This is a genomic window from Aeromonas sp. R10-1, from assembly GCF_040908465.1.
GTDB classification, from domain to species: Bacteria; Pseudomonadota; Gammaproteobacteria; order Enterobacterales; family Aeromonadaceae; genus Aeromonas; species Aeromonas caviae.
On sequence record NZ_JBFODT010000022.1, the window covers coordinates 1 to 23,808 of the forward strand.

25 protein-coding genes are annotated in these 23,808 nt (G+C 63.5%); 19 read left to right on the forward strand and 6 right to left on the reverse strand.

The window, feature by feature from the left end:
- Positions 1 to 194 precede the first annotated feature (194 nt).
- The 3 genes from slmA to coaBC all read right to left on the reverse strand — a co-directional run bounded on the left by slmA (position 195) and on the right by coaBC (position 2,599).
- The gene (slmA, locus tag AB5Y93_RS09675; RefSeq protein WP_010676117.1) at positions 195 to 791 is read right to left on the reverse strand and encodes a nucleoid occlusion factor SlmA; all 597 of its coding nucleotides are present in this window, start codon (positions 789 to 791) and stop codon (positions 195 to 197) included.
- Positions 792 to 861: 70 nt separating this feature from the next.
- Positions 862 to 1,320, reverse strand: coding sequence for a dUTP diphosphatase (dut, locus tag AB5Y93_RS09680; RefSeq protein ID WP_368229245.1), 459 nt, complete (start codon positions 1,318 to 1,320; stop codon positions 862 to 864).
- Between the two features lie 76 nt (positions 1,321 to 1,396).
- Positions 1,397 to 2,599: a bifunctional phosphopantothenoylcysteine decarboxylase/phosphopantothenate--cysteine ligase CoaBC gene (gene coaBC, locus AB5Y93_RS09685; protein WP_368229246.1), complete on the reverse strand. Its 1,203-nt coding sequence runs from the start codon at positions 2,597 to 2,599 to the stop codon at positions 1,397 to 1,399.
- A gap of 147 nt (positions 2,600 to 2,746) precedes the next feature.
- Between coaBC and radC the strand changes: the two genes are divergently transcribed.
- From radC to AB5Y93_RS09715, 6 genes are all read left to right on the forward strand, one after another.
- Complete coding sequence (gene radC, locus AB5Y93_RS09690) at positions 2,747 to 3,421, forward strand: DNA repair protein RadC (protein WP_041212008.1); 675 nt, start codon at positions 2,747 to 2,749, stop codon at positions 3,419 to 3,421.
- A 136-nt stretch (positions 3,422 to 3,557) separates the two neighbouring features.
- Positions 3,558 to 3,794, forward strand: coding sequence for a 50S ribosomal protein L28 (gene rpmB / locus AB5Y93_RS09695; RefSeq protein WP_005307492.1), 237 nt, complete (start codon positions 3,558 to 3,560; stop codon positions 3,792 to 3,794).
- A gap of 11 nt (positions 3,795 to 3,805) precedes the next feature.
- A complete protein-coding gene (gene rpmG, locus AB5Y93_RS09700; RefSeq protein ID WP_005323752.1) occupies positions 3,806 to 3,973 on the forward strand; it encodes a 50S ribosomal protein L33 in 168 nt (55 codons plus the stop codon).
- Positions 3,974 to 4,063: 90 nt separating this feature from the next.
- A complete protein-coding gene (locus AB5Y93_RS09705; protein WP_368229247.1) occupies positions 4,064 to 4,519 on the forward strand; it encodes a hypothetical protein in 456 nt (151 codons plus the stop codon).
- 14 nt (positions 4,520 to 4,533) lie between these two features.
- Positions 4,534 to 5,346, forward strand: a complete 813-nt coding sequence (gene mutM / locus AB5Y93_RS09710) for a bifunctional DNA-formamidopyrimidine glycosylase/DNA-(apurinic or apyrimidinic site) lyase (protein ID WP_010676112.1) — start codon at positions 4,534 to 4,536, stop codon at positions 5,344 to 5,346.
- A 176-nt stretch (positions 5,347 to 5,522) separates the two neighbouring features.
- On the forward strand, positions 5,523 to 6,395 hold the full coding sequence (locus AB5Y93_RS09715) for a VirK/YbjX family protein (RefSeq protein ID WP_161646791.1): 873 nt from the start codon (positions 5,523 to 5,525) through the stop codon (positions 6,393 to 6,395).
- Positions 6,396 to 6,469: 74 nt separating this feature from the next.
- On the opposite strand, the gene coaD is transcribed toward AB5Y93_RS09715, so the two are convergent.
- Positions 6,470 to 6,952, reverse strand: coding sequence for a pantetheine-phosphate adenylyltransferase (gene coaD, locus AB5Y93_RS09720; RefSeq protein ID WP_010676110.1), 483 nt, complete (start codon positions 6,950 to 6,952; stop codon positions 6,470 to 6,472).
- 221 nt (positions 6,953 to 7,173) lie between these two features.
- Between coaD and AB5Y93_RS09725 the strand changes: the two genes are divergently transcribed.
- On the forward strand, positions 7,174 to 8,217 hold the full coding sequence (locus AB5Y93_RS09725; protein ID WP_041214218.1) for a glycosyltransferase family 9 protein: 1,044 nt from the start codon (positions 7,174 to 7,176) through the stop codon (positions 8,215 to 8,217).
- A gap of 341 nt (positions 8,218 to 8,558) precedes the next feature.
- Here AB5Y93_RS09725 and AB5Y93_RS09730 read toward each other — a convergent pair whose 3' ends face one another.
- Positions 8,559 to 9,335, reverse strand: coding sequence for a glycosyltransferase family 2 protein (locus tag AB5Y93_RS09730; RefSeq protein WP_151028184.1), 777 nt, complete (start codon positions 9,333 to 9,335; stop codon positions 8,559 to 8,561).
- A gap of 338 nt (positions 9,336 to 9,673) precedes the next feature.
- Between AB5Y93_RS09730 and waaF the strand changes: the two genes are divergently transcribed.
- From waaF to AB5Y93_RS09745, 3 genes are all read left to right on the forward strand, one after another.
- A complete protein-coding gene (waaF, locus tag AB5Y93_RS09735) occupies positions 9,674 to 10,771 on the forward strand; it encodes a lipopolysaccharide heptosyltransferase II (protein ID WP_368229248.1) in 1,098 nt (365 codons plus the stop codon).
- A 1-nt stretch (position 10,772) separates the two neighbouring features.
- Positions 10,773 to 12,041: a lipid IV(A) 3-deoxy-D-manno-octulosonic acid transferase gene (gene waaA, locus AB5Y93_RS09740; protein WP_368229249.1), complete on the forward strand. Its 1,269-nt coding sequence runs from the start codon at positions 10,773 to 10,775 to the stop codon at positions 12,039 to 12,041.
- A gap of 111 nt (positions 12,042 to 12,152) precedes the next feature.
- Positions 12,153 to 13,031, forward strand: coding sequence for a DMT family transporter (locus AB5Y93_RS09745; protein WP_368229250.1), 879 nt, complete (start codon positions 12,153 to 12,155; stop codon positions 13,029 to 13,031).
- A 183-nt stretch (positions 13,032 to 13,214) separates the two neighbouring features.
- On the opposite strand, the gene AB5Y93_RS09750 is transcribed toward AB5Y93_RS09745, so the two are convergent.
- Positions 13,215 to 14,078 carry a YicC/YloC family endoribonuclease gene (locus AB5Y93_RS09750; RefSeq protein WP_069652410.1) on the reverse strand — a complete coding sequence of 288 codons (864 nt, stop codon included), beginning with the start codon at positions 14,076 to 14,078 and terminating at the stop codon, positions 13,215 to 13,217.
- 146 nt (positions 14,079 to 14,224) lie between these two features.
- Here AB5Y93_RS09750 and rph point away from each other — a divergent pair, with 146 nt between their 5' ends.
- From rph to AB5Y93_RS09795, 9 genes are all read left to right on the forward strand, one after another.
- Positions 14,225 to 14,941: a ribonuclease PH gene (gene rph, locus AB5Y93_RS09755; RefSeq protein WP_045522734.1), complete on the forward strand. Its 717-nt coding sequence runs from the start codon at positions 14,225 to 14,227 to the stop codon at positions 14,939 to 14,941.
- Positions 14,942 to 15,016: 75 nt separating this feature from the next.
- Positions 15,017 to 15,670, forward strand: a complete 654-nt coding sequence (pyrE, locus tag AB5Y93_RS09760; RefSeq protein ID WP_010676102.1) for an orotate phosphoribosyltransferase — start codon at positions 15,017 to 15,019, stop codon at positions 15,668 to 15,670.
- 179 nt (positions 15,671 to 15,849) lie between these two features.
- Entirely contained in the window at positions 15,850 to 18,279 is a 2,430-nt protein-coding gene (locus AB5Y93_RS09765; RefSeq protein ID WP_368229251.1) for a heavy metal translocating P-type ATPase, read from the forward strand.
- Positions 18,276 to 18,665 carry a Cu(I)-responsive transcriptional regulator gene (cueR, locus tag AB5Y93_RS09770; RefSeq protein ID WP_010676100.1) on the forward strand — a complete coding sequence of 130 codons (390 nt, stop codon included), beginning with the start codon at positions 18,276 to 18,278 and terminating at the stop codon, positions 18,663 to 18,665. The genes AB5Y93_RS09765 and cueR overlap by 4 nt, the downstream gene beginning before the upstream one ends.
- 153 nt (positions 18,666 to 18,818) lie before the next feature.
- Positions 18,819 to 19,973, forward strand: a complete 1,155-nt coding sequence (locus AB5Y93_RS09775; protein WP_043153375.1) for a diguanylate cyclase — start codon at positions 18,819 to 18,821, stop codon at positions 19,971 to 19,973.
- A gap of 30 nt (positions 19,974 to 20,003) precedes the next feature.
- Positions 20,004 to 20,267, forward strand: a complete 264-nt coding sequence (locus tag AB5Y93_RS09780) for a YihD family protein (RefSeq protein WP_010676098.1) — start codon at positions 20,004 to 20,006, stop codon at positions 20,265 to 20,267.
- A gap of 197 nt (positions 20,268 to 20,464) precedes the next feature.
- Positions 20,465 to 21,913, forward strand: coding sequence for a cytochrome c oxidase accessory protein CcoG (gene ccoG, locus AB5Y93_RS09785; protein ID WP_010676097.1), 1,449 nt, complete (start codon positions 20,465 to 20,467; stop codon positions 21,911 to 21,913).
- 74 nt (positions 21,914 to 21,987) lie between these two features.
- Positions 21,988 to 22,977: a serine/threonine protein kinase gene (locus AB5Y93_RS09790; RefSeq protein ID WP_039039688.1), complete on the forward strand. Its 990-nt coding sequence runs from the start codon at positions 21,988 to 21,990 to the stop codon at positions 22,975 to 22,977.
- Between the two features lie 209 nt (positions 22,978 to 23,186).
- Positions 23,187 to 23,795 carry a thiol:disulfide interchange protein DsbA/DsbL gene (locus AB5Y93_RS09795; protein WP_010676095.1) on the forward strand — a complete coding sequence of 203 codons (609 nt, stop codon included), beginning with the start codon at positions 23,187 to 23,189 and terminating at the stop codon, positions 23,793 to 23,795.
- Positions 23,796 to 23,808: the final 13 nt, after the last annotated feature.

Genomic DNA, 23,808 nt, shown 5'->3' on the forward strand with positions numbered 1-23,808 from the left:
AACTGCCACTGATCTTCAAACCCGGCGGTGGGCTTGATTGTGAACTCCGAGCGGACGTGCATTGGTTGATGCGGTCTGCTGGCTCAGCTTTGCAGCTGCTGGCTGCGGATGAACTGCCACTGATCTTCAAACCCGGCGGTGGGCTTGATTTTGAACTCGGAGCGGACGTGCATTGGTTGATGCGGTCTGCTGGCTCAGCTTTGCAGCAGCTGGCTGCGGATAAACTGCCACTGATCTTCAAAGCCGGCTGTGGGCTTGATTTTGAACTCCGAGCGGACGAACTGGCTGATGCGGCCCTCGGTATAGGCCAGCAGCAGGTTGGCCAGCATGGTCTCGTCGAGCTGGAAGCCCTGGCCTTCCCGCAGCCGTTTCTCGCGCAGTACCTGCTTGATCTGGGTCTCCAGCTTGTCGAACAGAATGCTGATGCGATCCCGCAGCCGATCGTGTTCGCCCAGCAGGGCATCGCCATTGAGAATGCGGGTGATGCCGGGGTTGCGCTCGGCGAACACCAGCAGCAGCTGCAGTATGTGATGGCAGCGGGCCATGGTGTCCTTCTCTTCGGCCATGATCAGGTTGACCCGTGACAGCAGGGAATCCTCGATAAAGTCGATCAGCCCCTCGAACATCCTCGCCTTGCTGGGAAAATGCCGGTAGAGGGCCGCCTCGGACACGCCCACCTCGGCCGCGAGGCGTGCCGTGGTGATGCGCTGGCCCGGGCTGGTTTCCAGCATGTGGGCGAGTGCCTGCAGGATCTGATCGCGCCGACTCTGTTTCTGGTTACTGCTTGCCATGGATTCCCCTAAAAAAACAATGGCTTGATTCTATTATTTGGCACGTGCCCCAGGGGGCCGTGTGGTCTTGTTATTGGCGACCAGAAGAACCAAACCCGCCTTCACCCCGTTCACTCTGATTGAATTCGTCGACCAACTGGAAGCTGGCTTGTACCACCGGCAGGATCACCAGCTGGGCGATGCGCTCGCCAGGCTGCATGGTGAAGCTGTCGTTGCCACGGTTCCAGACCGAGACCATCAACTGACCCTGGTAGTCGGAGTCGATGAGGCCGACCAGGTTGCCCAGCACGATGCCGTGATTATGGCCGAGGCCGGAGCGGGGCAGGATGGTGGCGCACAGACCCGGATCCTGGATGTGAATGGCCAGCCCGGTCGGCACCAGCGTGGTGTCGCCCGGGGCCAGGGTCAGCGGGGCATCCAGCAGGGCGCGCAAGTCCATGCCAGCGGAGCCCGGTGTGGCGTAGGCGGGCAGCGGGAAGTCGGTGCCGATGCGGGCATCCAGGATTTTCAGTTCAATTTGTGTCGTCATGAATCTTTTTCAATTGGATCGCCTGGCGATCGGGTGGTACTGCAGGAGCCTGGGGCTCCCGGCATGTTCAATGGGCTCAGGGTCGATAATGGCGTGCAATCAGGGCGACAAGATGACGGGCCAGCGTCAGCTTATCGGCCAGGGGCAGGGCGGCTTGACCCCCTTGCCAGAAGACGGTCAGAGCGTTGTCATCGGCATTGAAGCCCTGGCCTGCACGGGACACATCGTTGGCTGCGATCATGTCCAGCCGCTTACGTCGAAGTTTGTCGAGGGCGTATTGTTCCACATCCACGGTTTCGGCGGCAAATCCGACGGTGAAGGGTTTGTCTGACAACGCCCCCACATCGGCGATGATGTCGGGGTTTTTGACCAGGGTCAGCTGCATTTGGTCGTTGTCGCCGGTCTTCTTGATCTTTCGCTCGGCCACCTGGGCGGGACGGTAGTCGGCGACGGCAGCGCAGCCGATAAAGAGGTCGCACTCACCGACCCGGCTCATCACCGCTTCGTGCATCTGCAGGGCACTCTCCACATCGATGCGGGTAACGCCGGCCGGGGTGGCCAGTGCCACCGGGCCGCTCACCAGGGTCACCTCCGCGCCCGCTTCGCGCGCGGCGCGGGCGATGGCGTAGCCCATCTTGCCGGAGCTGTGGTTGCTGATATAGCGCACCGGATCCAGCGCCTCGCGGGTCGGCCCGGCTGTGAGCAGCAGCCTGACGCCTGCCAGGAGTGGCTCGGCGGCGAGCTGCTGGCAGCAGCGTTCCACCAGTTCCAGGGGATCCAGCATCCGGCCCGGGCCCACATCGCCGCAGGCCTGGCTGCCGGAATCCGGCCCCCACAGCTGAATGCCGCGTTCGGCGAGGGTCTGGAGGTTGGCCTGGGTGGCGGCGTTGCGGTACATCTGCTGGTTCATGGCTGGCGCCAGGGCGACAGTCGCCGGGGTGGCAAGGCAGAGGGTGGTGAGCAGCTCGTCCGCCATGCCGGCGGCCATGCGGGCCATCAGGTTGGCGCTGGCGGGGGCGATCAGCACCAGATCGGCCCACTTGGCCAGTTCGATGTGGCCCATGCCCGCCTCGGCAGCCGGGTCCAGCAGACTGTCGGCCACCGGGTGGCCTGAGACGGCTTGCAGGGTCAGCGGGGTGATGAACTCCTTGGCGGAGCGGGTCATCACCACTCGCACCTCGGCCCCCTGATCTTTCAGGCGACGTACCAGTTCGGCACTCTTGTAGGCGGCGATCCCGCCACTGACACCCAACAGGATGCGTTTATCGGCCAATCTCATCTGCTGCTTCTCTTCCGGCTCACTCTGACTGGTCGGCTAAGATAGCACAGGCAATGGGTGGCGACAGAGGCTGACATGGGGGAGTTGTGGTCGGGCTCGCGGGATTCTTTGCTATGTTTTCTCTCAATAGCCATGAGGGAGAGACAAATGAGCATCAAGGAGTGGCCGGAAGAGGAGCGCCCGAGGGAAAAGCTGCTGCGCCGAGGAGCGGCGGCGCTCTCCGATGCCGAACTGCTGGCCATCTTCCTGCGCACCGGGGTCAGCGGGTTGAGTGCGGTGGATCTCTCCCGCCAGTTGTTGCAGCAGTTTGGTTCCCTGCGGGCACTGCTGGGAGCCGAGCAGCAGGATTTTTGTGGCGCTCACGGGCTGGGACCTGCCAAGTATGCCCAGTTGCAGGCGGTGCTGGAGATGGGGCGGCGCCATCTGGCCGAACAGTTGCAACGGGGAGAGGCGCTCACCTCGCCCGGGCTTACCCGTGACTTTCTGCAAGCCCAGTTGCGGGATCGGGGGCGGGAGGTGTTCGCCCTGTTGCTGCTAGACAACCAGCACAGGGTCATCCGGTTTGTCGAACTTTTTTACGGCACCCTCGACTCGGCGAGCGTCTGGCCCAGAGAAATCGTGCAGATCGCGCTCAAACATAATGCAGCCGCCGTGATTCTGGCGCATAATCACCCATCCGGCGTGGCCGAGCCCAGTCGGGCGGACCGCCAGATCACGGATCGGATCCTGGCCGCCCTGGCCCTGGTCGATATCAGAGTGCTTGATCACCTGGTGATCGGTGATGGCATCACGGTTTCTTTCGCAGAGCGTGGTTGGTTGTGACTGGGCTCTGGCACTGTATTAGTTGATCTTTGATCACGGATGCTGTATAAAATGCCGCCTTCTGTTTGCCCCGCAATCGAAGGCCAGCGGGGCAGATATTTGCTCGAGCAATGAAGTAAGATTTGGAGAGACTGACATGTCTAGAGTATGCCAAGTAACCGGCAAGCGCCCGGCAGTTGGTAACAACCGTTCGCACGCTAACAACGCTACCAAGCGTCGTTTCCTGCCGAACCTGCACACTCACCGTTTCTGGGTTGAGAGTGAAAAACGCTTCGTGAGCCTGCGCGTATCCGCAAAAGGCATGCGTATCATCGACAAGCGCGGCGTTGAAGTGGTTCTGGCTGAACTGCGTGCCAGCGGCGTTAAGGTATAAGGAATTAGATCATGGCTAAAGGTATTCGCGATAAGATTCGCCTGAACTCCAGCGCCGGTACTGGTCACTTCTATACCACTACCAAGAACAAGCGCACCATGCCCGAAAAAATGGAGATCAAGAAATTTGATCCCGTGATTCGTCAGCATGTGATCTACAAAGAAGGCAAAATCAAGTAATTACTTGGTTTCGCTGCAAAAACCCGGCCTCGTGCCGGGTTTTTTTATGGCTGGAATTCAGTACACTGCCGATTCGAAGGGAGGCTAGCCATGTTCAGACTGAGCCGCAAAGGCTGGAACAACGTGATCATCGTGGTCGTGTTGATCGTCATTACCCTGTTGCACCGGCTGGAGCAGGCCCAGCAGGAGAACAGTGCCAAACGCGCGCGTCCGCTGTTGCCGGAGAGTGCCGTGGTGCTGACCTGGCAGGGGCCGAGCTGGCAGATAGAGCGTATCGGCCAGGGCTGGCGCAGCGTGCCGGATCTGGGGCTTGGCAGCGCCCAGCTGGCGGCCCGCATCGAGGCGTGGCAAGGATGGCTGCTGCCCCCCGGCGAGCCCGTGCGCGGCACCCCGGTGACCCTCAAAATCTGGATCGCCGGACAGAGCGATCCGGTGGAAGTCGGGCTCTATCAGGACGACGGCAAGTTTGCCGCCCTGCTGCCCTCCTCGACCTGGCTCAGCTTGAGTCAGGCGCAATACCGTGACCTGATGCGTCCCATTCCCTGAACGAGAGATCGCCCATGCCTGAATTACCGGAAGTCGAAGTCAGCCGCCAGGGCATCTCCCCCTGGCTTACCGGCATCAAGGTGACCCGCGTGGTGGTGCGGGACGGCCGCCTGCGCTGGCCCGTGCCCGGCGAGATCCAGGAGCTGGTGGATCTCGTCATCCACCGCGTCAGCCGCCGCGCCAAATACCTGTTGCTGGAGACCGACTTCGGCACCGCCATCCTGCATCTCGGGATGTCCGGCAGCCTGCGGGTGCTGGACATCGGCACCCCGGCCGAGAAGCACGATCACGTGGATATCGAGCTGGCCAACGGCAAGCTGCTGCGGCTCAACGATCCGCGCCGTTTTGGCGCCCTGCTGTGGACCCGCGAACCGGCCGAGGCCCATGCCCTGCTCGCCAAGCTGGGGCCGGAACCCCTCACCGATGCCTTCCATGCCGATTACCTGCGGGAGCGGGCGAAGGGGCGCAGCACCGCCATCAAGCAGTTCCTGATGGACAACCACGTGGTGGTCGGGGTGGGCAACATCTACGCCAACGAGGCGCTCTATGCCGCCGGCATTCATCCCAGGCGGGCGGCGGGCAACATCAGCGCCGAGCGGCTGGGCACCCTGGTGAGCGAGATCAAGCGGGTGCTGGCCGAAGCCATTCGCCAGGGGGGCACCACCCTCAAGGATTTCACCAGCGCCGACGGCAAGCCGGGCTATTTCGTCCAGCAGCTGCAGGTCTACGGCCGCGGGGGGCAGCCCTGTTTCCACTGCCACACCCTGCTCACCGAGGTGAAGATGGGCCAGCGAACCACGGTGTTCTGCTCCCACTGCCAACGCTGAAAGTGGGATTTTTGAGCCGGGATCGGCCAAGTTGTAAGAGAGTATTTCCGGTCTGTTGAAGCGGCGTCAGCCCATGACTACTATCTCGCCAGTTCAGGCTGCGAGGTAATAAAATGACAGCTAAATCAATAGACTGGGAACATTTATCCCGGCAGGGGCACTATTGTGCCCACGATATGGCCCGCTTCCTCTATCCCGAAGACAGCGCCCGCAAGACCTTCAATCGCGGCAAGTTTTTGCTGCGCAGTCTGCTCTACCGTGCGCAGTTGAACCGGGTATTCGAGCTGTTCCAGAGCGCCCCCCTGCGGGCGCTTCCCGCCCGCCACCCCGAGCTGCTCGACAAGCCGATGCGCCCCTATCGCTTCGCCTGCTCGACGGTGAACCAGCGGGTCAAGATGGTGGAGGATCACTACCGCCTGCTGCTGGGCCTGTACCCCGAGCTCATCGACCCGCTCTATCTGGGGGAGGGGATAGTGCTGGGCCATTATCCCGATGGCGGCTGGCGCATCGTGCTGCGTCACGACGGCACCTTCCGCCGGGAGGCGGAGCTGGCGCTCTCCATCGTCAACGCGCGGGGGGAGCGACTCTACAGCTGTGCCTTCTCCCTGGCGGGCAACGAACAGGAGCTGGCCCTGGTGATCGGGTCGGTGCAGGGGCCGGAGCCCTGTGTCGAACAGCCCCAGGAGCAGGTACGGGCATTGACCCGGGCGGGTCAGGGTCTGAGACCCAAGTCGCTGGTGGTGATGCTGGTGATGGCGCTGGCCGGGGCCATGGGGGCCCACCGGGTCTGTGCGGTGCGCATGAAGGCCCACATCTTCCAGGCAAGACGGTACAGCAAGAAGAAGAAAGCCTGCCTGCAGGCGGACTACGACGAGCTGTGGCAGGAGTTTGGCGCCCTCGATCAGGACGCCAACTTCGTGCGGCTGCAGCCCGTGGTGCGCAAGCCGCTGGAGGAGGTGGCCGCCAAGAAGCGGGCCATGTACCGGCGTCGCTACGAGTGGCTGGACGGGCTGGAGCGGGCGATCCGCCAGCAGTTTGCCCGCAGCTAGGCGTGCAGTGCGTTGATGCAACAAGGGCTACCCGCGGGTAGCCCTTGTTCGTTTCTGCCCATCAGGGGAGGGGATTAGCGCTGCTGCCTGGCGGCAATGGCCTGAGCCACCAGGGGGTCGACGAACTGGTGGATGTCGCCTCCGTGCAGCGCCACCTCCTTCACCAGGGTGGAGGAGATGAAGGAGTTCTCCTCCGCCGGGGTGAGGAAGACGCTCTCCAGGGTGGGCATCAGGCGACGGTTCATGTTGGCGAGCTGGAACTCGTATTCGAAGTCGGAGACGGCGCGCAGGCCGCGGATTAGCACGTTGGCCTGCTGCTCCCTGGCAAAATCCACCAGCAGGCCGGAGAAGCCCACCACCTTGACGTTGGGCAGGTGAGCCGTCACCTGCCGAGCCAGCTGAACGCGCTCCTCGAGATCGAACAGCGGCCGTTTGCTCGGGCTGTTGGCCACCCCGACCACCACCTCGTCGAACAGTCTGGCGGCGCGGCCAATGAGATCGGTATGGCCGTTGGTGATGGGGTCGAAGGTGCCGGGATAGATTACCTTGTTGGTCATGCTGCTGATTCCTGAAACCGGAAAACTGGTCGCATTATAGGGGCTGTTGCCGGTTTGTCGCGACCGGGATGGCGCGGATTTCTGGCGCTGATCGGCGGCCGGGGTCGCACAAATCGGAGCCCCGTGGCGTCTTCGCTTGAGAATCGCCCTGCATCAGGCAAGAATACCCGCATCGCGCATCAAGCCTCCTTCGCTGGTGACAGGGAGCATAGGGATTTTTTATGAAACGTATTCTGGTAGTCCGCAATGACAAGATTGGTGACTTCATGCTGGCGTGGCCGAGCTTTGCCATGCTCAAGCGCTCCATGGAGTGTCATGTGACTGCCCTGGTTCCCGCCTACACGGCGCCCCTGGCCCGCCTCTGCCCATGGATCGACGAGATCATCCTGGATCCGGGTGCCCGGGCCGACAAGGAGCAGCAACGCGCCCTGCTGGCGCGCATCAAGGCGGCCGCCTTCGATGCTTCCATCTGCCTCTTCTCCAACACCCGCAATGCCAAGCTGGTGTGGAAGGCGCACATTCCCTACCGGCTGGCCCCGGCCACCAAGCTGGCCCAGGTGCTCTACAACCAGCGCCTGGTGCAGCGCCGCTCCCGCTCCCAGAAGCCGGAGTACGAATACAACCTGGATCTGGTGCGCCGCTTCCTCGCCGATCAGCATCAGACCGTGGTGGAGCCACAAGGCCCCTACCTCGACTTCGACCCCGAGAGCCTGCTGCAGGTGCGCGAGCAGGTTGCCGCCCGTCTCAGGCTCGACGCCAGCCGCCCCTGGCTGATGGTGCATGCGGGCAGCGGTGGCTCGGCCAACAACCTCTCCATCGAGCAGTACTCGCGCCTCATCATCAAGCTCAACCAGGCCTGTCCCGAGTTGCAGTGCGTGCTGACGGCAGGCCCGGGGGAGGAGGGGAAGGCGGAGCAGTTGGCGGCCGAATTGCTGGCCCATGGGGGCAACGGCTGGATCTATCGCTCCGACGAGGGGTTGCCGAAGTTCTGCCAGGTGATGGCCAACGCCGCCCTGTTCGTGGCGGGCAGCACGGGGCCCCTGCACATCGCCGCGGCCATGGACGTGCCGACCGTCGGTTTCTTCCCGGCACACCGTTCGGCGACGCCGCTGCGCTGGCGGCCGCTCAACGGCGAGGGGCGCCATCTGCCCTTCAGCCCGCCGGAAGACAGCGACCACCCGGAGGACATGAGCCAGCTCGATCCCAAGGCCATGGCGGCAGAGATCGCCCGCTGGGCGCCGCCCTTCTGGCGCGCCGAGCGCTGAGAGCGCACACAGAACATACAGACAGGGCCCCGCGGGGCCCTGTCTTGTATGGGGATGAGCCCTGCTGGCAGGCCAGCCTACCGGACGTGGTCCCCGACAGCCCCCTTGACGGGCCTGCCCGGGCCCCGGGCAGGGGAAACCTGTCGGTATAAGCCGGAGTCGGGTCATGTTACCAATATCCATGCATTCGGCTTATAGCGGCCAGTTTTCGTCCGTGGCGCCCGGGGTTGCGCCGTGAGCGGCCCCGCGAGGGCTGCGCCCGATCCCTGGCCATGGGGTTTGCCCCTTGTCCCGCTGGAACAAGGGGTGAGTGATTAATGCGATGTTTGAGGCGCGATGCCCTATTTCGGCTGCTGGGGCTGCTGGCGAACCCAGAGATCGGCGTATTTGACGAAGGTGGAGTGGGCGGAGAGGATGGCCAGCAGCAGGCCCTGCTTGCCGTCGAGGAAACCGGCCTTGAGCAGGTACATCTTGAGGAAGCAGCCGACGGCGTGGACCAGCCCCTGACCGAGGGATCCCTTCTTGCCGCGGGCGGTGCGCTGATCGGCCCATGCGCGGGCATAGCCGGCGGATTTGACCAGGTAGTGTTCCAGATCCCGGTAGGTGTAGTGGAGGAGGTCGCCCTGCAGGTTGACGATCTTTATGTTGGCGCGTACCTCCACCTTCTCGTGTACCAGCGCCTCGTTGTAGCCGGTCAGCGCTTTGGGGTAGAGGCGCAGCACCCGATCCGGGTACCAGCCACTGTGGCGGATGAAGCGGCCGAACACCCAGGAGAGGCGCGGGATGGAGTAGATGGTGTCGCTGGCCGGGTTGGCCATGACCCCCTGGATGGCTTCCCTGAGTTCCGGGGTGAGCCGCTCGTCAGCGTCCAGCCACAGCACCCACTCCGACTGGACATGGGACTGGGCGAGGCGGCGCTGACGGCCGAAACCGGGCCAGGTGGTGTTGACGAAGAAGCGGGCGCCAAATTCGGCGGCGATGGCCGGGGTGTCATCCTGACTGCCGGAGTCGAGAATGACGATTTCATCCGCCAGGCCTTCGAGGGAGGCGAGGCAGGCGCGGAGGTTGTCGGCTTCGTTCTTGACGATCAGGACGGCCGCCAGGGTCGGTTTTTTCACAGGCAAGGGACTCTTGTTGGTGCCCGGCGGGCGGGTCATGCTCGGATTGGCGCCCATTCTAGCCTAAAACCCCGCGCGGGGCATGACCCGAGGGCCCGGTGGGCCCGCTTTTGAATGCGGGGGAAGGGGGATCTCTGCTACCCGGCAGTCGGTGGCCCAGGGCACGCCGTGTCCGGGTGGAAGAGGGCCTCAGGAGGGGGGCGCGGGGGAGCAGATCCTGCCAGGTAGGCGTTTGCGGGGGCAGACGGGTATCTTCTGTTATTTCTTCGGCCTTTCTTGGGGCATAATCTCGCCCAGTAATGATCAACAGCCGGGCCAGTCCCGAGAGAAGACGCGCGATGAAGATATTGGTGATCGGCCCCTCCTGGGTCGGCGACATGGTGATGTCCCAGAGCCTCTACAAGGCGCTCAAGAGCAACCACCCGGGCAGCGAGCTCCATGTGATGGCGCCGGCTTGGTGCGTTGCGCTGCTGGAGCGCATGCCCGAGGTGGACAAGGCCATCCCCATGCCGCTTGGCCACGGTGACTTCAAGCTGGGGGCACGCCGCCGCCTTGGCAAGCAGTTGGCCACGGAGCAGTACGATCAGGCCATCATCCAGCCCAACTCCATGAAGTCGGCCCTCATCCCCTGGTTTGCCAGGATCCCGGTGCGCACCGGCTGGAAGGGGGAGCACCGCTTCGGTCTGCTCAACGATATGCGCAGCAACAAGCAGGCCTTCCCGCTGATGGTGGAAGGCTATGTGGCTCTGGCCTACCCCAAGGGGCGGATGAAGAGTCGGGACGACATTCCCGCTATTCCCCATCCCTCCCTGCACGTGGATCTCATCAACCAGGGCAAGGCGCTGGAGCGGCTCGGCCTGAATCGTGCCCGCCCTGTGCTGGTGCTCTGTCCGGGGGCCGAGTTCGGCCCGGCCAAACGCTGGCCGGAGGGGCACTACGCCGTGGTGGCGCAAAAGCACCTCGACGAGGGGTGGCAGGTGTGGATCTTCGGCTCGGGCAAGGACGTGGACGTGGCCAACACCATCCGCGATCGGATCAACCCCCTGTCGCGCCCCAACTGCCACGTGCTGGCGGGCAAGACCAGCCTGCACGAGGCGATCGACCTGATGGCGCTGGCCGGTCGGGTCATCGCCAACGACTCGGGCCTGATGCACGTGGCGGCCGCCCTCAACCGGCCGCTGATCGGCGTCTACGGCTCCACCTCGCCCCTCTATACCCCACCGCTGGCGGACAGGGTCGAGATCGTCCACACCGACATCGAGTGCCGCCCCTGCTTCAAGCGCACCTGCAAGTTCGGCCACCTCAAGTGCCTGATCGAGCTGATGCCGGAACAGGTCATCGAGGCGGGAAATCGGCTGGAGCGTGGTGAAATGGCAGATCTGACCATAGTGCGGCAGCCGGTGGAATCCTCTGCTGCTGAACCAGGTAATAGCTAGCATGATCTACCGGTTGCTCTACAACCTGCTGATCCACCTGGGGTTGCCCCTGGCGCTGCTGGCGCTCTACAAGCCCAAAAAAGGCAAGCCCGGCTTCGGGGCGCGCTGGGCCGAGCATCTGGGACAATTGCCGCCGACCGGACAGGAGGCTCCCCTCTGGATCCATGCGGTGAGCGTGGGGGAGACCCTGGCCATCACCCCCTTCATCCGCGCCCTCAAGGCCGAGCGCCCCGAGCTGCCCATCCTGCTCACCACCACCACCCGCACCGGCGCCGAACAGGCTGCCAAGCTCGGGGATCTGGTGGTGCACCGTTATGCCCCTCTCGACTACCCCTGGGCCGTCTCGGCGTTTCTGAGCACCGTCAAACCCCGCGCCCTCTGGGTGATGGAGACCGAACTGTGGCCGAACTGGCTGGCGGCCTGCGAGGCACGGCACCTGCCAGTGACCATCCTCAATGCCCGCCTCTCGGAGCGATCCTGTCAGCGTTATGGTCGTTTCCAGGGGGCCTTCGATGCCCTGAGCCGCCCGCTGACCCACCTACTGTGCCAGCATCAGGACGATGCGGATCGCTTCCATCGGCTGGGCATAGCGCGCAACCGGCTGGCGGTGACCGGATCCATCAAGTTCGACATCCAGTTTGGCGACGAGGTGCAGGCCAGGGGCCGTGCCCTGCGCCAGCAACTGGGGGAGGCACGACCTGTCTGGATCGCCGCCAGTACCCACCAGGGGGAAGACGAGCAGGTGCTGGCCGCCTTCGATCGGGTGCTCAAGGCCCACCCCTCCGCCCTGCTGATCCTGGTGCCGCGCCATCCCGAGCGTTTCGATCGGGTGGCCGAGCTGTGCGCCCCCTACGGTTGCGTGCGGCGCACGGCGGGCAGTGCGGTCGGCGAGAGCGACAAGATCTACCTGGGTGACACCATGGGCGAGCTGCCGCTGATGCTGGCGGCGGCGGATCTCGCCTTTGTCGGTGGCAGCCTGGTGCTTGTGGGCGGTCACAACCTGCTGGAACCGGCGGCGCTGGGCAAACCCTGCCTGACCGGCCCCGTCTATTTCAACTTCAGCGACATCACCCGCCAGCTGGTGGCTCAGGGTGGGGCTGCCGTGGTGGCGGACGCCGAGGCGCTCGGCCACCGGGTGAGCACCCTGCTCGGCGATGCCCCTGCCCGCCGCGAGATGGGGGAGCAGGCCCGCGCCGTGGTGCTGCGCAATCAGGGGGCGCTGGCGCGCACCCTCTCCCATTGCCTCGCCAGCCTGGAAAGTGACGACTGAGGCGGGGCGGCGTGGTGGCCACCCCGCCAGCATGTCTGCCAAACCCCGGGAGACAATCCGCGCCTCTTTCCTTTATGCTCTTCCCTTTGCCCCTGACCCTGTGATGCTCCGATGAACCGCGCTCCCCTGCTGTTGATGATACTGGTCACCCTGCTGGCGGCCGCTGGCTGGCTCTTCTCGAAAGAGGCGATTCGCGAACTGCCCACCGCCGCCTTTATCGGCAGCCGCTTCCTGCTGGCCGCCCTGCTGCTCTTGCCGCTCGCCTGGTTGCGCGAGCTGCCCCCCAGTGGCTCACAACTGCTGCGTGCCGCCGGGTGTGGCACCTTGCTCGGGGCCAGCCTGCTGTTCTGGGTTACCGCCATCAGCCAGAGCGATGCCCTCGGCAGTGGCGCCTTCATCATGAGCGTGGCCACCCTGATGGCGCCGCTCGCCGCCTGGGCCGCCTTCAAGGCCAGACCCGGCCGTCACTACTGGCTGACTCTGCCCGTGGCCGTCGCGGGTCTGCTGCTGCTCTCCAGCAGCACCCACTGGGGCGTGTCGCTCTCCCTGTTCTGGTTTCTGGCGGCGGCCGCCACCCTGGGGGTTCAGCTCGCGGTACACCGCCACTTCGCCCAGTCCATTCCCCCTACCTGGCTCACCTGCATCCAGCTGGCGGTGACCGGACTGCTCGGCACCCTGCTCTCCCTGCTGACCGAGCAGTGGCCCGCCAGCATCGGCACTGGTATCTGGGGCTGGTTTGCGGCCAGCGTCCTGATCGCCACCACCCTGCGCTACTGGCTGCTCACCCACGCCCTGAGCCGGATGACCACGGCCCACGCCGCCCTGCTGATGCTGCTCGAACCGGTCTGGACTCTTATCCTGAGCACCCTCTTCTATGACGAACCCCTGGGCCCCGCCAAGCTGGCTGGTGCCGGCCTGGTGCTGGGGGCTCTGGTGCTCTACCAGCTCCCCCTGTTGCTGCGCAGCCGAAGGCTGAAGTCACCGGTCTAGCCTGCACGGGCGGGGGATGGATCAAAAAGAAGGAGAGGGTCTGCATGGCAGACCCTCTTTGCGTGATGGCACATGTCGGGCTCCCTTTGCTAGGGGTTACCATCAGTCAGGCGGCTGAGCGCTGCGGGAAACGAGCATAAAAAAGCCCCCGGGTGGCGGGGGCTGGTGCATCGATGAGGGAGATCACTCGATGTTCTGGATCTGCTCGCGCATCTGCTCGATGAGCACTTTCAACTCGACGGCGGACTGGGTCACCTCGGCGTTGATCGACTTGGAACCGAGGGTGTTCGACTCGCGGTTGAACTCTTGCATCATGAAGTCGAGACGACGGCCGCAGGCGCCACCCTTCTTCATGATCTTGTTGGTTTCGCTGATGTGCATCTCCAGGCGATCCAGCTCTTCGGCCACGTCGATCTTCTGGGCCAGCAGCACGATCTCCTGCTCGATGCGGGCAGGATCCAGCTCCACTTTGGCCTCGGCCAGGCGGTCGGTGAGCTTCTGGCGCTGCCACTCGATGATCTGCGGCAGGTGCTCCCGCACCTTCTTCACTTCTACCTGAATGCCGGCCAGACGCTGTTCGATCAGCGCCTTGAGGTTGGCCCCTTCGCTGGCGCGGGAGGCGAGGAAGTCTTCCATGGTCAAGTCGAAGCCGGCCATCAGCTCGGTGGCGACCACGTCCATGTCCTGCTCGGCGGCAGCCATCACGCCCGGCCAGCGCAGCACGTCGACCGGGTTGAGCTGGCCCTGGCCCGCCTCTTTCATCACCCAGTTGGCGCTGTCGATGATGAGTTTGGCCAGTTCTTCATTGATGTGCAGCTGGCTGGCGGCGGCCTGGGCGGCCTCGAAGCGCAGGTTGCACTCCACCTTGCCGCGCTGCAGCTTGGCCCGGAAGCGCTCACGCAGAACCGGCTCCAGGCTGCGCAGTTGTTCCGGCAGGCGAATGTAGGTCTCCAGATAGCGCTGGTTGACCGAACGAATTTCCCAAACGGCTGTGCCCCAGTCGCCCTTGAGTTCCTTGCGGGCGTAGGCGGTCATGCTGTGAATCATTGATTGTTCCGGGCTTGATGAAGTGTGCGGCCAGTATACTCAGCCAGGCCTGCTCCGTCAGCCGACGAGGTGGTTTTAGCGGCTGATATTTGAGTAGCGATCGCTTATACTCCTGCGCCAATTCAGCCAGCCCAGAGGTCAGTCCCATGTCCCGTCCCAGCGATCGCAGCGCCGCCCAGGTGCGTCCGGTAACCATCACCCGCCACTTCACCAAGCATGCTGAAGGGTCCGTGCTGGTGGAATTCGGCCACACCCGCGTGCTCTGCACCGCCAGCGTCGACACCAGCGTGCCGCGCTTCCTCAAAGGCAAGGGGCAGGGGTGGGTCACTGCCGAGTACGGCATGCTGCCGCGCTCCACCCACTCCCGGATGAACCGCGAAGCGGCCTCCGGCAAGCAGAGCGGCCGCACCCTGGAGATCTCCCGTCTGATCGCCCGCTCCCTGCGCGCGGCGGTAGACTTGAGTGCCCTGGGCGAGCACACCATTACCGTTGACTGCGATGTGTTGCAAGCCGACGGCGGTACCCGTACCGCCGCCATCACCGGGGCCTGCGTGGCGCTGGTGGATGCGCTGAACTGGATGGTGGAGAAGGGGCTGATCAAACAGAGCCCGCTCAAGCAGATGATCGCTGCCGTCTCCGTCGGTATGTTCGAAGGGGAGGCCATCTGCGATCTGGAGTACATCGAAGACTCCGCCGCCGAGACCGACATGAACGTGGTGATGACCGAAGATGGTCGCATCATCGAGGTGCAGGGCACCGCGGAGGCCGAACCCTTCACCCACGAGGAGCTGCTGGAGATGCTGGCCCTCGCCAAGGGCGGCATCGCCGACATCATTGCGCTGCAGAAGCAGTCACTTGCATGATTTTAAAAACGCGGCATTGACCGCGTTTTTTTATACCCCCACACAAGACAACGACAAGCCAAGCAAGGAGCCAGAATGAAAGCCTACCAGCGTCAATTTATCGAGTTCGCCCTGGAGAAACAGGTCCTCAAATTCGGTGAATTTACCCTGAAATCCGGTCGTAAAAGCCCCTACTTCTTCAACGCCGGCCTGTTCAATAGCGGCCGCGATCTGGCCCGTCTCGGCCGCTTCTATGCCGCCGCCCTGATGGATGCCGGCATCGAATTCGACGTGCTGTTTGGCCCGGCCTATAAGGGGATCCCCATCGCCTCCGCCACCGCGGTGCAGCTGGTGGAGCAGCACGACGTGGACGTGCCCTGGTGCTTCAACCGCAAGGAGGCCAAGGATCACGGCGAGGGTGGCAATCTGGTGGGCAGCCCGCTCAAGGGGCGCATCATGCTGGTGGACGATGTCATCACTGCCGGCACCGCCATCCGCGAATCCATGGATCTGATCCAGGCCAACGGCGCCTCCCTGGCTGGCGTGCTGATCGCGCTGGACCGTCAGGAGAAGGGCAAGGGCGAGCTCTCCGCCATTCAGGAAGTGGAGCGTGACTACGGTGCCCACATCATCGCCATCATCCAGATGAGCGATCTGATCCAGTATCTGGAAGAGAAGCAGGCCGAACAGCCGGAGCTGGCGGCGCAACTGGCCGCCATGAAGGCTTACCGCGCCCAGTACGGTATCTGAGTCGCCGCGCATACCGCGCAATAGTTGAAGGCGGCGCCCGTTTGTTCTCTGGCAGCAAACGGGCGCCGTTTTTTCATCTGCAAAAAGTGGATCATGTGGCTTGAGCTTACCCTTACAGTAAAGGTTAGGGTTTGCCAGTCGGCATTTTGTGGTGCCGACGGGTTCCTGGGAGGAACAACATGACCACTCATCTTCAATCACCCATTCATCTGCAGTTGCCGCTCAGCGGCATGAGCTGCGCCAACTGCGCCGGCCGCATCACGACCGCCCTCAACAAGCTCGACGGGGTATCGGCCACCGTCAACTTCGCGCTGGAGCAGGCGGCCATCGAGCTGACCAGCCCCGACCGTCTGCCGGCGGTACTGGAGAGCATCCAGGCGCAGGGTTATGACTACGGCAGTGAGACCATCCTGTTTCAAATCACCGGTATGACCTGTGCCGGTTGCTCGGCCCGCCTGAACAAGATGCTGGCGGCGCTGCCCGGCGTCATCTCCGCCGACGTCAACTTCTCCATCGAGCAGGCTCGTATCGTGCTGGTACCCGGGATGCAGACGCCCGCGGCCCTGCGCGAGCAGATCGAGGCCCTCGGCTTTGGCGCCCAACTGGCGCAAGGCTCGGCCAGCGGCCGCCGCCAGCAGTTGCTGGAGCGGGAAGCGCAGGAGGCCGCCAGCGCCCGTCAGGCGCAAACCCAGGTCATCGTCTCGACGCTGCTTACCCTGCCGCTGCTGGTGGGGATGCTGGCCATGGCCGGTCTGCTGCCCTGGCATCTGCCCGCCTGGCTGGAGCTGGTGCTCGCCACCCCGGTGCAGTTCTGGATCGGGGCCCGTTTCTATCGCGGCGCCTGGCTCGCCATCAAGAACCGCTCCGCCAACATGGATGTGCTGGTGGCCACCGGTACCAGCGCGGCCTTCTTCTACAGCCTCTATCTATTGCTTAACCTAGGGATGGCCGCCAGCGGCCAGCTCTATTTCGAGGCGAGCGCCATCATCATTACCCTGATCTCCCTCGGCAAGTTGCTGGAGGCTCGGGCCAGACGCAGCACCCAGTCCGCCATTCGCGAACTGATGGCGCTGCGGCCGGAAACCGCCACCGTCTGGCGTGGCGAGAGCTGGCAGAGTGTCGCCATCGACGAGGTACTGCGCGGCGACAGGCTGCGGGTGCTGGTGGGGGAACGGGTGCCGGTGGACGGCAGAATCGTGAGCGGTGCCAGCGAGCTGGACGAGTCGATCCTCACCGGTGAGAGCCTGCCGGTGCCCCGCGGTGAGGGCGACAAGGTGCTGGGCGGTGCCATCAACCGCTCCGGCGTGCTGGAAATTGAAGCCACTACGGTGGGGGAGGACTCCAGCCTCAGCAAGATCATCGCGCTGGTAGAGAACGCCCAGATGGGCAAGGCCCCGTTGCAACAGCTGGTGGACAAGGTCTCTGCCGTGTTCGTGCCGGTGGTGATGGCCATCGCCCTGTTCACCCTGCTGGTGTGGTACGCCATCAGCAACGACTTTGGTCAGGCGCTGCTGGCGGCGGTAGCCGTGCTGGTGATCGCCTGTCCCTGTGCGCTGGGGCTGGCGACACCGGCGGCCATTGTCACCGGTACCGGGGTGGCGGCGCGCCACGGTATTCTGATCAAGGATGTGGATACCCTGCAGAAGGCCCACGCCATCAAGGCGCTCATCTTCGACAAAACCGGCACGCTCACTCAAGGCAAGCCGGTGCTGGCCAGCTGGAGTGGCAACGACGAGCAACTGCGCCTCGCCGCCGCCCTGCAGCAGGCGAGTGAACACCCGCTGGCACTGGCCATGCGCGAGGCGGTCGGCAAGGAGGCTACGCTGCCCCAGCCGGAAGCCGTCGAGGTGCGGGTCGGGGCCGGTATTGTCGGTCAGGTCGCCGGTCATACGGTCGCCATCGGCAATGGCTCTTTGCTGGCCCAGCTCGGCATTGAGGTGCCCGCGCAGGATCAACAGCCTGCCGACGGCGCGACCCGGGTCTGGGTGGCCATCGACGGCGTGGTAGCGGGCATTGCGGCCCTGGCCGATACCCTGCGCCCCGAGAGCCCGGATGCCATCGCCACCCTGCGTCAGCGCGGCATCGCCAGCTGGCTGGTGAGCGGTGATGCGCCGGCGCCGGTGGCCCATATTGCCGCCAAGCTGGGGCTGGACGGGGCCTTTGACTCCGTGCTGCCGGCCGGCAAGGTGGAGAAAGTAGAGGCGCTGCGGGCGCAAACCAGCGGGCTGGTCGCCATGGTGGGAGACGGGGTGAACGACGCCCCGGCGCTGGCGGCGGCGGATGTGGGTATCGCCATGGGCTCCGGCTCCGACGTGGCGATGGAGACCGCCTCCATCACCCTCATGCGGTCTGATCCGCGGCTGGTGGCCGATGCCATCGACATCTCGGCGGCCACCTGGCGCACCATCCAGCAGAACCTGTTCTGGGCCTTCGTGTTCAACATCATCGGCATTCCGCTGGCGGCACTGGGTTACCTCAGCCCCGAGCTGGCGGGGGCGGCCATGGCCTTGAGCAGTATCACCGTCTTGAGCAATTCCCTGTTATTGAAGCGCTGGCAGCCCCGGGCGGGCAGCCTGCGTGCATCTGAATCCCAAAGGAGTCATTCATGAACATCAGCAAGGTCGCCAAGGCCACCGGCCTGACCGCCAAGACCATCCGCTACTACGAGAGCATCGGCCTCATCTCGTCGCCGGTGCGCAGCGACAACGGGTATCGCAGTTATACGGATGCCTCCCTGCGGGAGCTGCGCTTCGTCAAGCGTGCGCGGGAGACCGGCTTCAATCTGGAGGAGTGTCAGGAGCTGCTGGCGCTCTATCGGGACGAGCACAGAACCAGTGCCCAGGTGAAGAAGCTGGCGCAGGAGAAGATCGTCGATCTGCGCTCCCGCATCGCCGGTTTGCAAGCCATGCTCAGCGCCCTCGAGGAGGTGGTGAGCTGCTGTCACGGAGATGCGAATCCCCAGTGCCCCATCCTCGACGAGCTGGAGAAAGGGTGAGGGAGGGCTGCGCCATTCGACCCTGCAGAAAAGGGTCTGTCGGGGCCTGTACGGGAGAGGACGCGCTGAGTGGCAGCTTAATAGCGGTCGATTGATTGTTGAGCAGGAAAGGGGAGTGTTAAACTGTGCGGCTCTTGTACAGGGAGTACCCAGTTGACACAGAGTGTGAAATATCAGGTGCGGCGGGCCATCATGGTCCAGCTCTATACCCATGCCTCCTTCAGCCTGCCTTGCCTGGGGCTGCTGGCGATCAGCTGGAGCCTGCTGTTCCACGATTACCTGCCGGCCAGCGAGTCGCTGGGCTGGCTCGGTCTGGTCCTGCTGCTGTTGCTGGGGCGCTGGTGGCATTTGCGCTGGCGCCAGCCCAGGCTGGCGGAGCTTCCGCTGCCGGTGCTCGAGCGCGAACTCTTTGTCGGGGTGACCATCACCTCCATCATCTGGGCACTGGGAGTGCTGCTCTACATGGACAAGCTGCCCGACACCTATCGTGCCGCCATGATGATGCTCTCCAGCCTGATCCTGACCGGCAGCGCCATCATGCTGTTCGGCAGCCGTCGTACCCTCTATGGGGCCGTGCTGCCCCTCGGGTTTGCCATGTTGTTCGAGCTCAGTGGCGGCAACACCCAGGAGCGTATCGTCTCCTGCATGCTGGCGGGGTATCTGTTCGTCTTTCTGCCGACCCTGCTGCGGCGCCTGCGGCGGGATCAGGTGGCCTCTCTCTACCACAGTTTTTCCAATGCGGACCTGGTGGCCGAGCTGAAGGCGGTCTCCGAGCACCTCAAGCTCACGTCCCGCCTCGACGGTCTGACCGGCATCGCCAACCGGGCCCATCTCGACGACTCCCTGGCGCGCGCCTGGCGTCGCTGCCACCGTGCCAGGGCGCCTCTCTCTCTGGTGCTGGTGGATGTGGACTACTTCAAGCAGTTCAATGATCACTATGGTCATCAGGTGGGGGACCAGTGCCTGCAACAGGTGGCGAGCCTGCTGGCCGAAGTGCTGCGGCGGGAAGACGATCTCGCTGCCCGTTACGGCGGAGAGGAGTTCGCCCTGCTGCTGCCTTGCACCACCTTGCAGGGTGCCATGCAGATCGCCGAGCAGGTGCGTACCTCGTTGCGAGCCCTCGGCATTCCCCACCACAAATCCCGGGTCTCGGGGCGGGTCAGTTGCAGCTTCGGGGTGGCGACCCTGGTGCCGGATCAGCATCACTCCATTGCCGAGCTTATCCAGAAAGCGGATGCGGCGCTCTATCAGGCCAAGCATAATGGCCGGGATCGTATCGAAGTAGCCTTGATGGGTAAGGTTGCCTGAGTTTCACAAGACAGATTAAAGAGGTCGTCTATGCAATGTCATCGTATCGAAGAGCTGCTGGAACTGCTGCAGCCTGCCTGGATCAAGGAGCAGGATCTCAGCCTGGTGCAGTTTGTTGCCAAACTGGCCGAGGAGGCGGGATTTGACGGTCCGCTGTCCGCACTGACCGACGACATGCTGATCTACCACCTCAAGATGCGGGAATCCGACAAGCAGGCGATGATCCCGGGGCTGGCCAAGGATCACGTGCCCGACTTCAAGGAAGCCCTGCTCAAGGCCCGCGGCATCAAGTAATCCGGGCGTCACATCGCCATCAGAGAAAGGTTTCAAGAGAATCTGTGAAAAGGCGCATAGTCAACTGGCTATGGGCCTTTTTTGTTGCCTGAAATTGCGACGGGACTCGAACTATAGATACATTTAACCCACACAATTAGCAGGTTGTTTAAGATATAATCGCTTTCATAACAATATGAGTGGAGCGATGTGTTGCAATGGCCGACAAGGACAAGATCGACATCAAGGATGTGACCGGTGACGTCACCGGGACCTTCAATCCCAACACCTTCAAGGCGGGAGATGACAGGTTCAACCCCGGCAACCGCATCTATGTCCGCTCCCAGACCGGCTACTGGCAGCGGGTGCGCAAGGCCATGGGCTGGTTCTTCGTCGCGCTCTTTGTCCTCCTGCCCTGGCTGCGTTATGACGGCCGTCAGGCGGTGCTGTTCGATCTGGAGCACCAGCAGTTCCATATCTTCGGTGCCACCATCTGGCCGCAGGATCTCACCCTGCTGGCCTGGGTCTTCATGATCGCGGCCTTCGCCCTCTTCTTCGTGACCACCTTCCTGGGCCGGGTCTGGTGCGGCTACCTCTGTCCCCAGACGGTGTGGACCTTCCTGTTCATCTGGTTCGAGGAGAAGCTGGAAGGGGCAGCCAACAAGCGTCGCAAGCTGGATGCGGCGCCCTGGAGCGGCGAGAAGCTGGCCCGGAAGGGCGCCAAGCACCTGGCCTGGATCCTGCTGTCGCTGGGCACGGGGCTGACCTTCGTCGCCTACTTCCAGGATGTCTTCCACCTGGTACCCGATTTCTTCACCCTGCAGGCGGGAGGCTGGGTCATCTTCTGGGTGCTGTTCTTTGCCGCCTGCACCTATGGCAACGCCGGCTGGATGCGCGCCATCATGTGTATCCACATGTGCCCCTATGCCCGCTTCCAGTCCGCCATGTTCGACAAGGACACCTACATCGTCGGCTATGACAGCCAGCGTGGCGAGACCCGCGGCGCCCGTGGTCGCAAGGCCGATCCCAAGGCTCTGGGGCTGGGGGACTGCATCGACTGCGACCTCTGCGTGCAGGTCTGCCCGACCGGTATCGACATCCGTGACGGTCTGCAGTACGAGTGCATCAACTGCGGCGCCTGTGTCGACGCCTGCGACCAGACCATGGAGCGGATGGGGTATCCGAAAGGGCTCATCAGTTACACCACCGAGCACAAACTGGCCCACAGTGAAACCCAGGTGGCGCGGCCCAAGCTGATTGGCTATGGCCTGGTGATGGTCGTCATGCTGGGGGTCTTCGTCTATAACGCCATGTCCATCATGCCCATGGGGCTCGACATCCTGCGGGATCGCAACCAGCTGTTCCGGGAAAACAGTGAAGGACTCATCGAGAACACCTATACCCTGAAGATCCTCAACAAGACCCTGAACTCCCAGACCTACCGGCTGGACGTGGAAGGGCTGCCGGAGTACCAGTGGTTCGGACCCCGCGAGGTGACCCTGAAGGCGGGCGAGATCTATACCCTGCCGGTGAGTCTGGCGGTGGATCCCTTCAACCTGAAGCGCCCCACTCTGGACGTCCAGTTCGTGCTCAAGCGGGAAGGCGCGGCGCCGGACGACAGCAAGGGGACCTTGCGCCAACCGAGCAAGTTTATCAGCAGGTTGTGACGGCAAGGCGCACCGCCATGCACGGCAACGGCAGACAGTGGTGATAGAATGGGGCGCAACAGCGCCCCTTTTCTATGGTGGATGACATGCGTTTCAACTATTCCGACCTCAATCCCGATCTCATCATGGATGCCATCGATCTCAGCGGCTTGCGCATCGACTCCGGCCTTATCGAGCTCAACAGTTACGAGAACCGCGTCTATCAGTTCCAGGATGAGGATCGCCGTCGCTACGTGGTGAAGTTCTACCGCCCCGGTCGCTGGAGCCGGGCCCAGATCCTGGAAGAGCACGCGTTTGCCGCTCGCCTCTGTGAAGCTGAGATCCCGGTCGCCGCTCCCATTGCCTTTGCCGGCGAGACCCTGCTGGAGCATCAGGGCTACCCGTTTGCCATCTGGCAGAGCGTCGGGGGGCGTCAGTTCGAGGTGGACAACCTGGACCAGCTGGAGTGGGTGGGGCGTTACCTCGGCCGCATCCACAGCGTCGGTGCCAGCCATGCCTTTCATCACCGGGTTCCGCTGGATGTGGAGAGCATGCTGCACGAGCCGCGTCAGTTGCTGGCGGCAGGCGAGTGGTTGCCGAGCGGGCTGGCCAAGTCCTTCTTCGGGGTGCTGGACGAGCTGATCCGGCACGTATGCGACGCCATGACCCTGGACGTGGCGCGCATCTCCCTGCATGGGGACTGCCACCCGGGCAACATCCTGTGGCGTGACGGCCCCCTGTTTGTCGACCTCGACGATTGCCGCACCGGCCCCGCCATCCAGGACCTCTGGATGATGCTGAACGGGGAGCGTCATGAGCAGCAGATCCAGCTCGATACCCTGCTGGCGGGGTATGAGGAGTTCATGGAGTTCGACCCGCGGGAGCTGGCGCTCATCGAGCCGCTGCGTGCCATGCGCATCGTCCACTACATGGCCTGGCTGGCAAGACGCTGGGAAGATCCCGCCTTCCCCCGCCACTTCTCCTGGTTCAACACCGAACACTACTGGCGCCAGCAGATTGCGACCCTGCATGATCAGCTCGAGGCATTGAAGGCCCCGCCCCTCAGCCTGATGCCGCAGTGGTAGGGGCGTGAACCCGGCAGATCGCCACACCACGGGGCGTCCGCTGGTGGTGTTGCCCGTACCATTGCCACAGCGGCAAGGTGCCCGTGGGAGGCGGGATGGCGGTCCCGCCTGTCTGCCTTTGCCATTGACGGCACGAGGGTGAGGCAATAGGCTTGGACTGCTTCGGTTCGCCGGGCGTGCCTCACAGTGATCCCTTAACAGGAAACGTCATGAAAAAAGTACTATTTTTCCTCGCTGCCATGCTGATGATCCCCATGGTTCACGCCGCCCCGCAATTCAAGGAAGGTGTCAACTATGACGTGGTCAGCCAGACCGGCAGCGCCCAGCCGGAAGTGATGGAGTTCTTCTCCTATTTCTGCCCGCACTGCGCCAAGTTCGAGCCGATTGCCGAGGATCTGAAGAAGAGCCTGCCGGAAGGCGTGCCGATGAAGAAGAACCCGGTAGCCTTCCTGGGCCGTGAAATGGGCCCCGAGATGCAGCGTGCCTACGCCGTCGCCAATCTGCTGAACGTGGAAGGCAAGCTGACCCCGGCCATCTTCGACAAGATCCACACCCAGCGCCAGATCCCCCAGAGCCGCGCCGACGTGAAGCAGGTCTTCGTGGACAATGGCGTGCCGGCCGAGGAGTTCGACGGTGCCGTCGACAGCTTCGCCGTCTCCGGCATGGTCTCCCAGTTCGATCGCAACACCGAGAGCTACAATGTGCGCGGTGTGCCGGCCTTCCTGGTCAACGGCAAATACATGGTGAAGATTGAATCCATCACTTCCCAGGAGCAGTTCAACCAGCTGGTGAAATTCCTGCTGGCCAAGAAGGACTGATCATTCCTGAGTC

Bases quoted from the DNA above. Each gene is read 5' to 3' on its own strand.
- slmA (WP_010676117.1), bottom strand. From the start codon at position 791: ATGGCAAGCAGTAACCAGAAACAGAGTCGGCGCGATCAGATCCTGCAG.
- dut (WP_368229245.1), bottom strand. From the start codon at position 1,320: ATGACGACACAAATTGAACTGAAAATCCTGGATGCCCGCATCGGCACC.
- coaBC (WP_368229246.1), bottom strand. From the start codon at position 2,599: ATGAGATTGGCCGATAAACGCATCCTGTTGGGTGTCAGTGGCGGGATC.
- radC (WP_041212008.1), top strand. From the start codon at position 2,747: ATGAGCATCAAGGAGTGGCCGGAAGAGGAGCGCCCGAGGGAAAAGCTG.
- rpmB (WP_005307492.1), top strand. From the start codon at position 3,558: ATGTCTAGAGTATGCCAAGTAACCGGCAAGCGCCCGGCAGTTGGTAAC.
- rpmG (WP_005323752.1), top strand. From the start codon at position 3,806: ATGGCTAAAGGTATTCGCGATAAGATTCGCCTGAACTCCAGCGCCGGT.
- AB5Y93_RS09705 (WP_368229247.1), top strand. From the start codon at position 4,064: ATGTTCAGACTGAGCCGCAAAGGCTGGAACAACGTGATCATCGTGGTC.
- mutM (WP_010676112.1), top strand. From the start codon at position 4,534: ATGCCTGAATTACCGGAAGTCGAAGTCAGCCGCCAGGGCATCTCCCCC.
- AB5Y93_RS09715 (WP_161646791.1), top strand. From the start codon at position 5,523: ATGGCCCGCTTCCTCTATCCCGAAGACAGCGCCCGCAAGACCTTCAAT.
- coaD (WP_010676110.1), bottom strand. From the start codon at position 6,952: ATGACCAACAAGGTAATCTATCCCGGCACCTTCGACCCCATCACCAAC.
- AB5Y93_RS09725 (WP_041214218.1), top strand. From the start codon at position 7,174: ATGAAACGTATTCTGGTAGTCCGCAATGACAAGATTGGTGACTTCATG.
- waaF (WP_368229248.1), top strand. From the start codon at position 9,674: ATGAAGATATTGGTGATCGGCCCCTCCTGGGTCGGCGACATGGTGATG.
- waaA (WP_368229249.1), top strand. From the start codon at position 10,773: ATGATCTACCGGTTGCTCTACAACCTGCTGATCCACCTGGGGTTGCCC.
- AB5Y93_RS09745 (WP_368229250.1), top strand. From the start codon at position 12,153: ATGAACCGCGCTCCCCTGCTGTTGATGATACTGGTCACCCTGCTGGCG.
- AB5Y93_RS09750 (WP_069652410.1), bottom strand. From the start codon at position 14,078: ATGATTCACAGCATGACCGCCTACGCCCGCAAGGAACTCAAGGGCGAC.
- rph (WP_045522734.1), top strand. From the start codon at position 14,225: ATGTCCCGTCCCAGCGATCGCAGCGCCGCCCAGGTGCGTCCGGTAACC.
- pyrE (WP_010676102.1), top strand. From the start codon at position 15,017: ATGAAAGCCTACCAGCGTCAATTTATCGAGTTCGCCCTGGAGAAACAG.
- AB5Y93_RS09765 (WP_368229251.1), top strand. From the start codon at position 15,850: ATGACCACTCATCTTCAATCACCCATTCATCTGCAGTTGCCGCTCAGC.
- cueR (WP_010676100.1), top strand. From the start codon at position 18,276: ATGAACATCAGCAAGGTCGCCAAGGCCACCGGCCTGACCGCCAAGACC.
- AB5Y93_RS09780 (WP_010676098.1), top strand. From the start codon at position 20,004: ATGCAATGTCATCGTATCGAAGAGCTGCTGGAACTGCTGCAGCCTGCC.
- ccoG (WP_010676097.1), top strand. From the start codon at position 20,465: ATGGCCGACAAGGACAAGATCGACATCAAGGATGTGACCGGTGACGTC.
- AB5Y93_RS09790 (WP_039039688.1), top strand. From the start codon at position 21,988: ATGGTGGATGACATGCGTTTCAACTATTCCGACCTCAATCCCGATCTC.
- AB5Y93_RS09795 (WP_010676095.1), top strand. From the start codon at position 23,187: ATGAAAAAAGTACTATTTTTCCTCGCTGCCATGCTGATGATCCCCATG.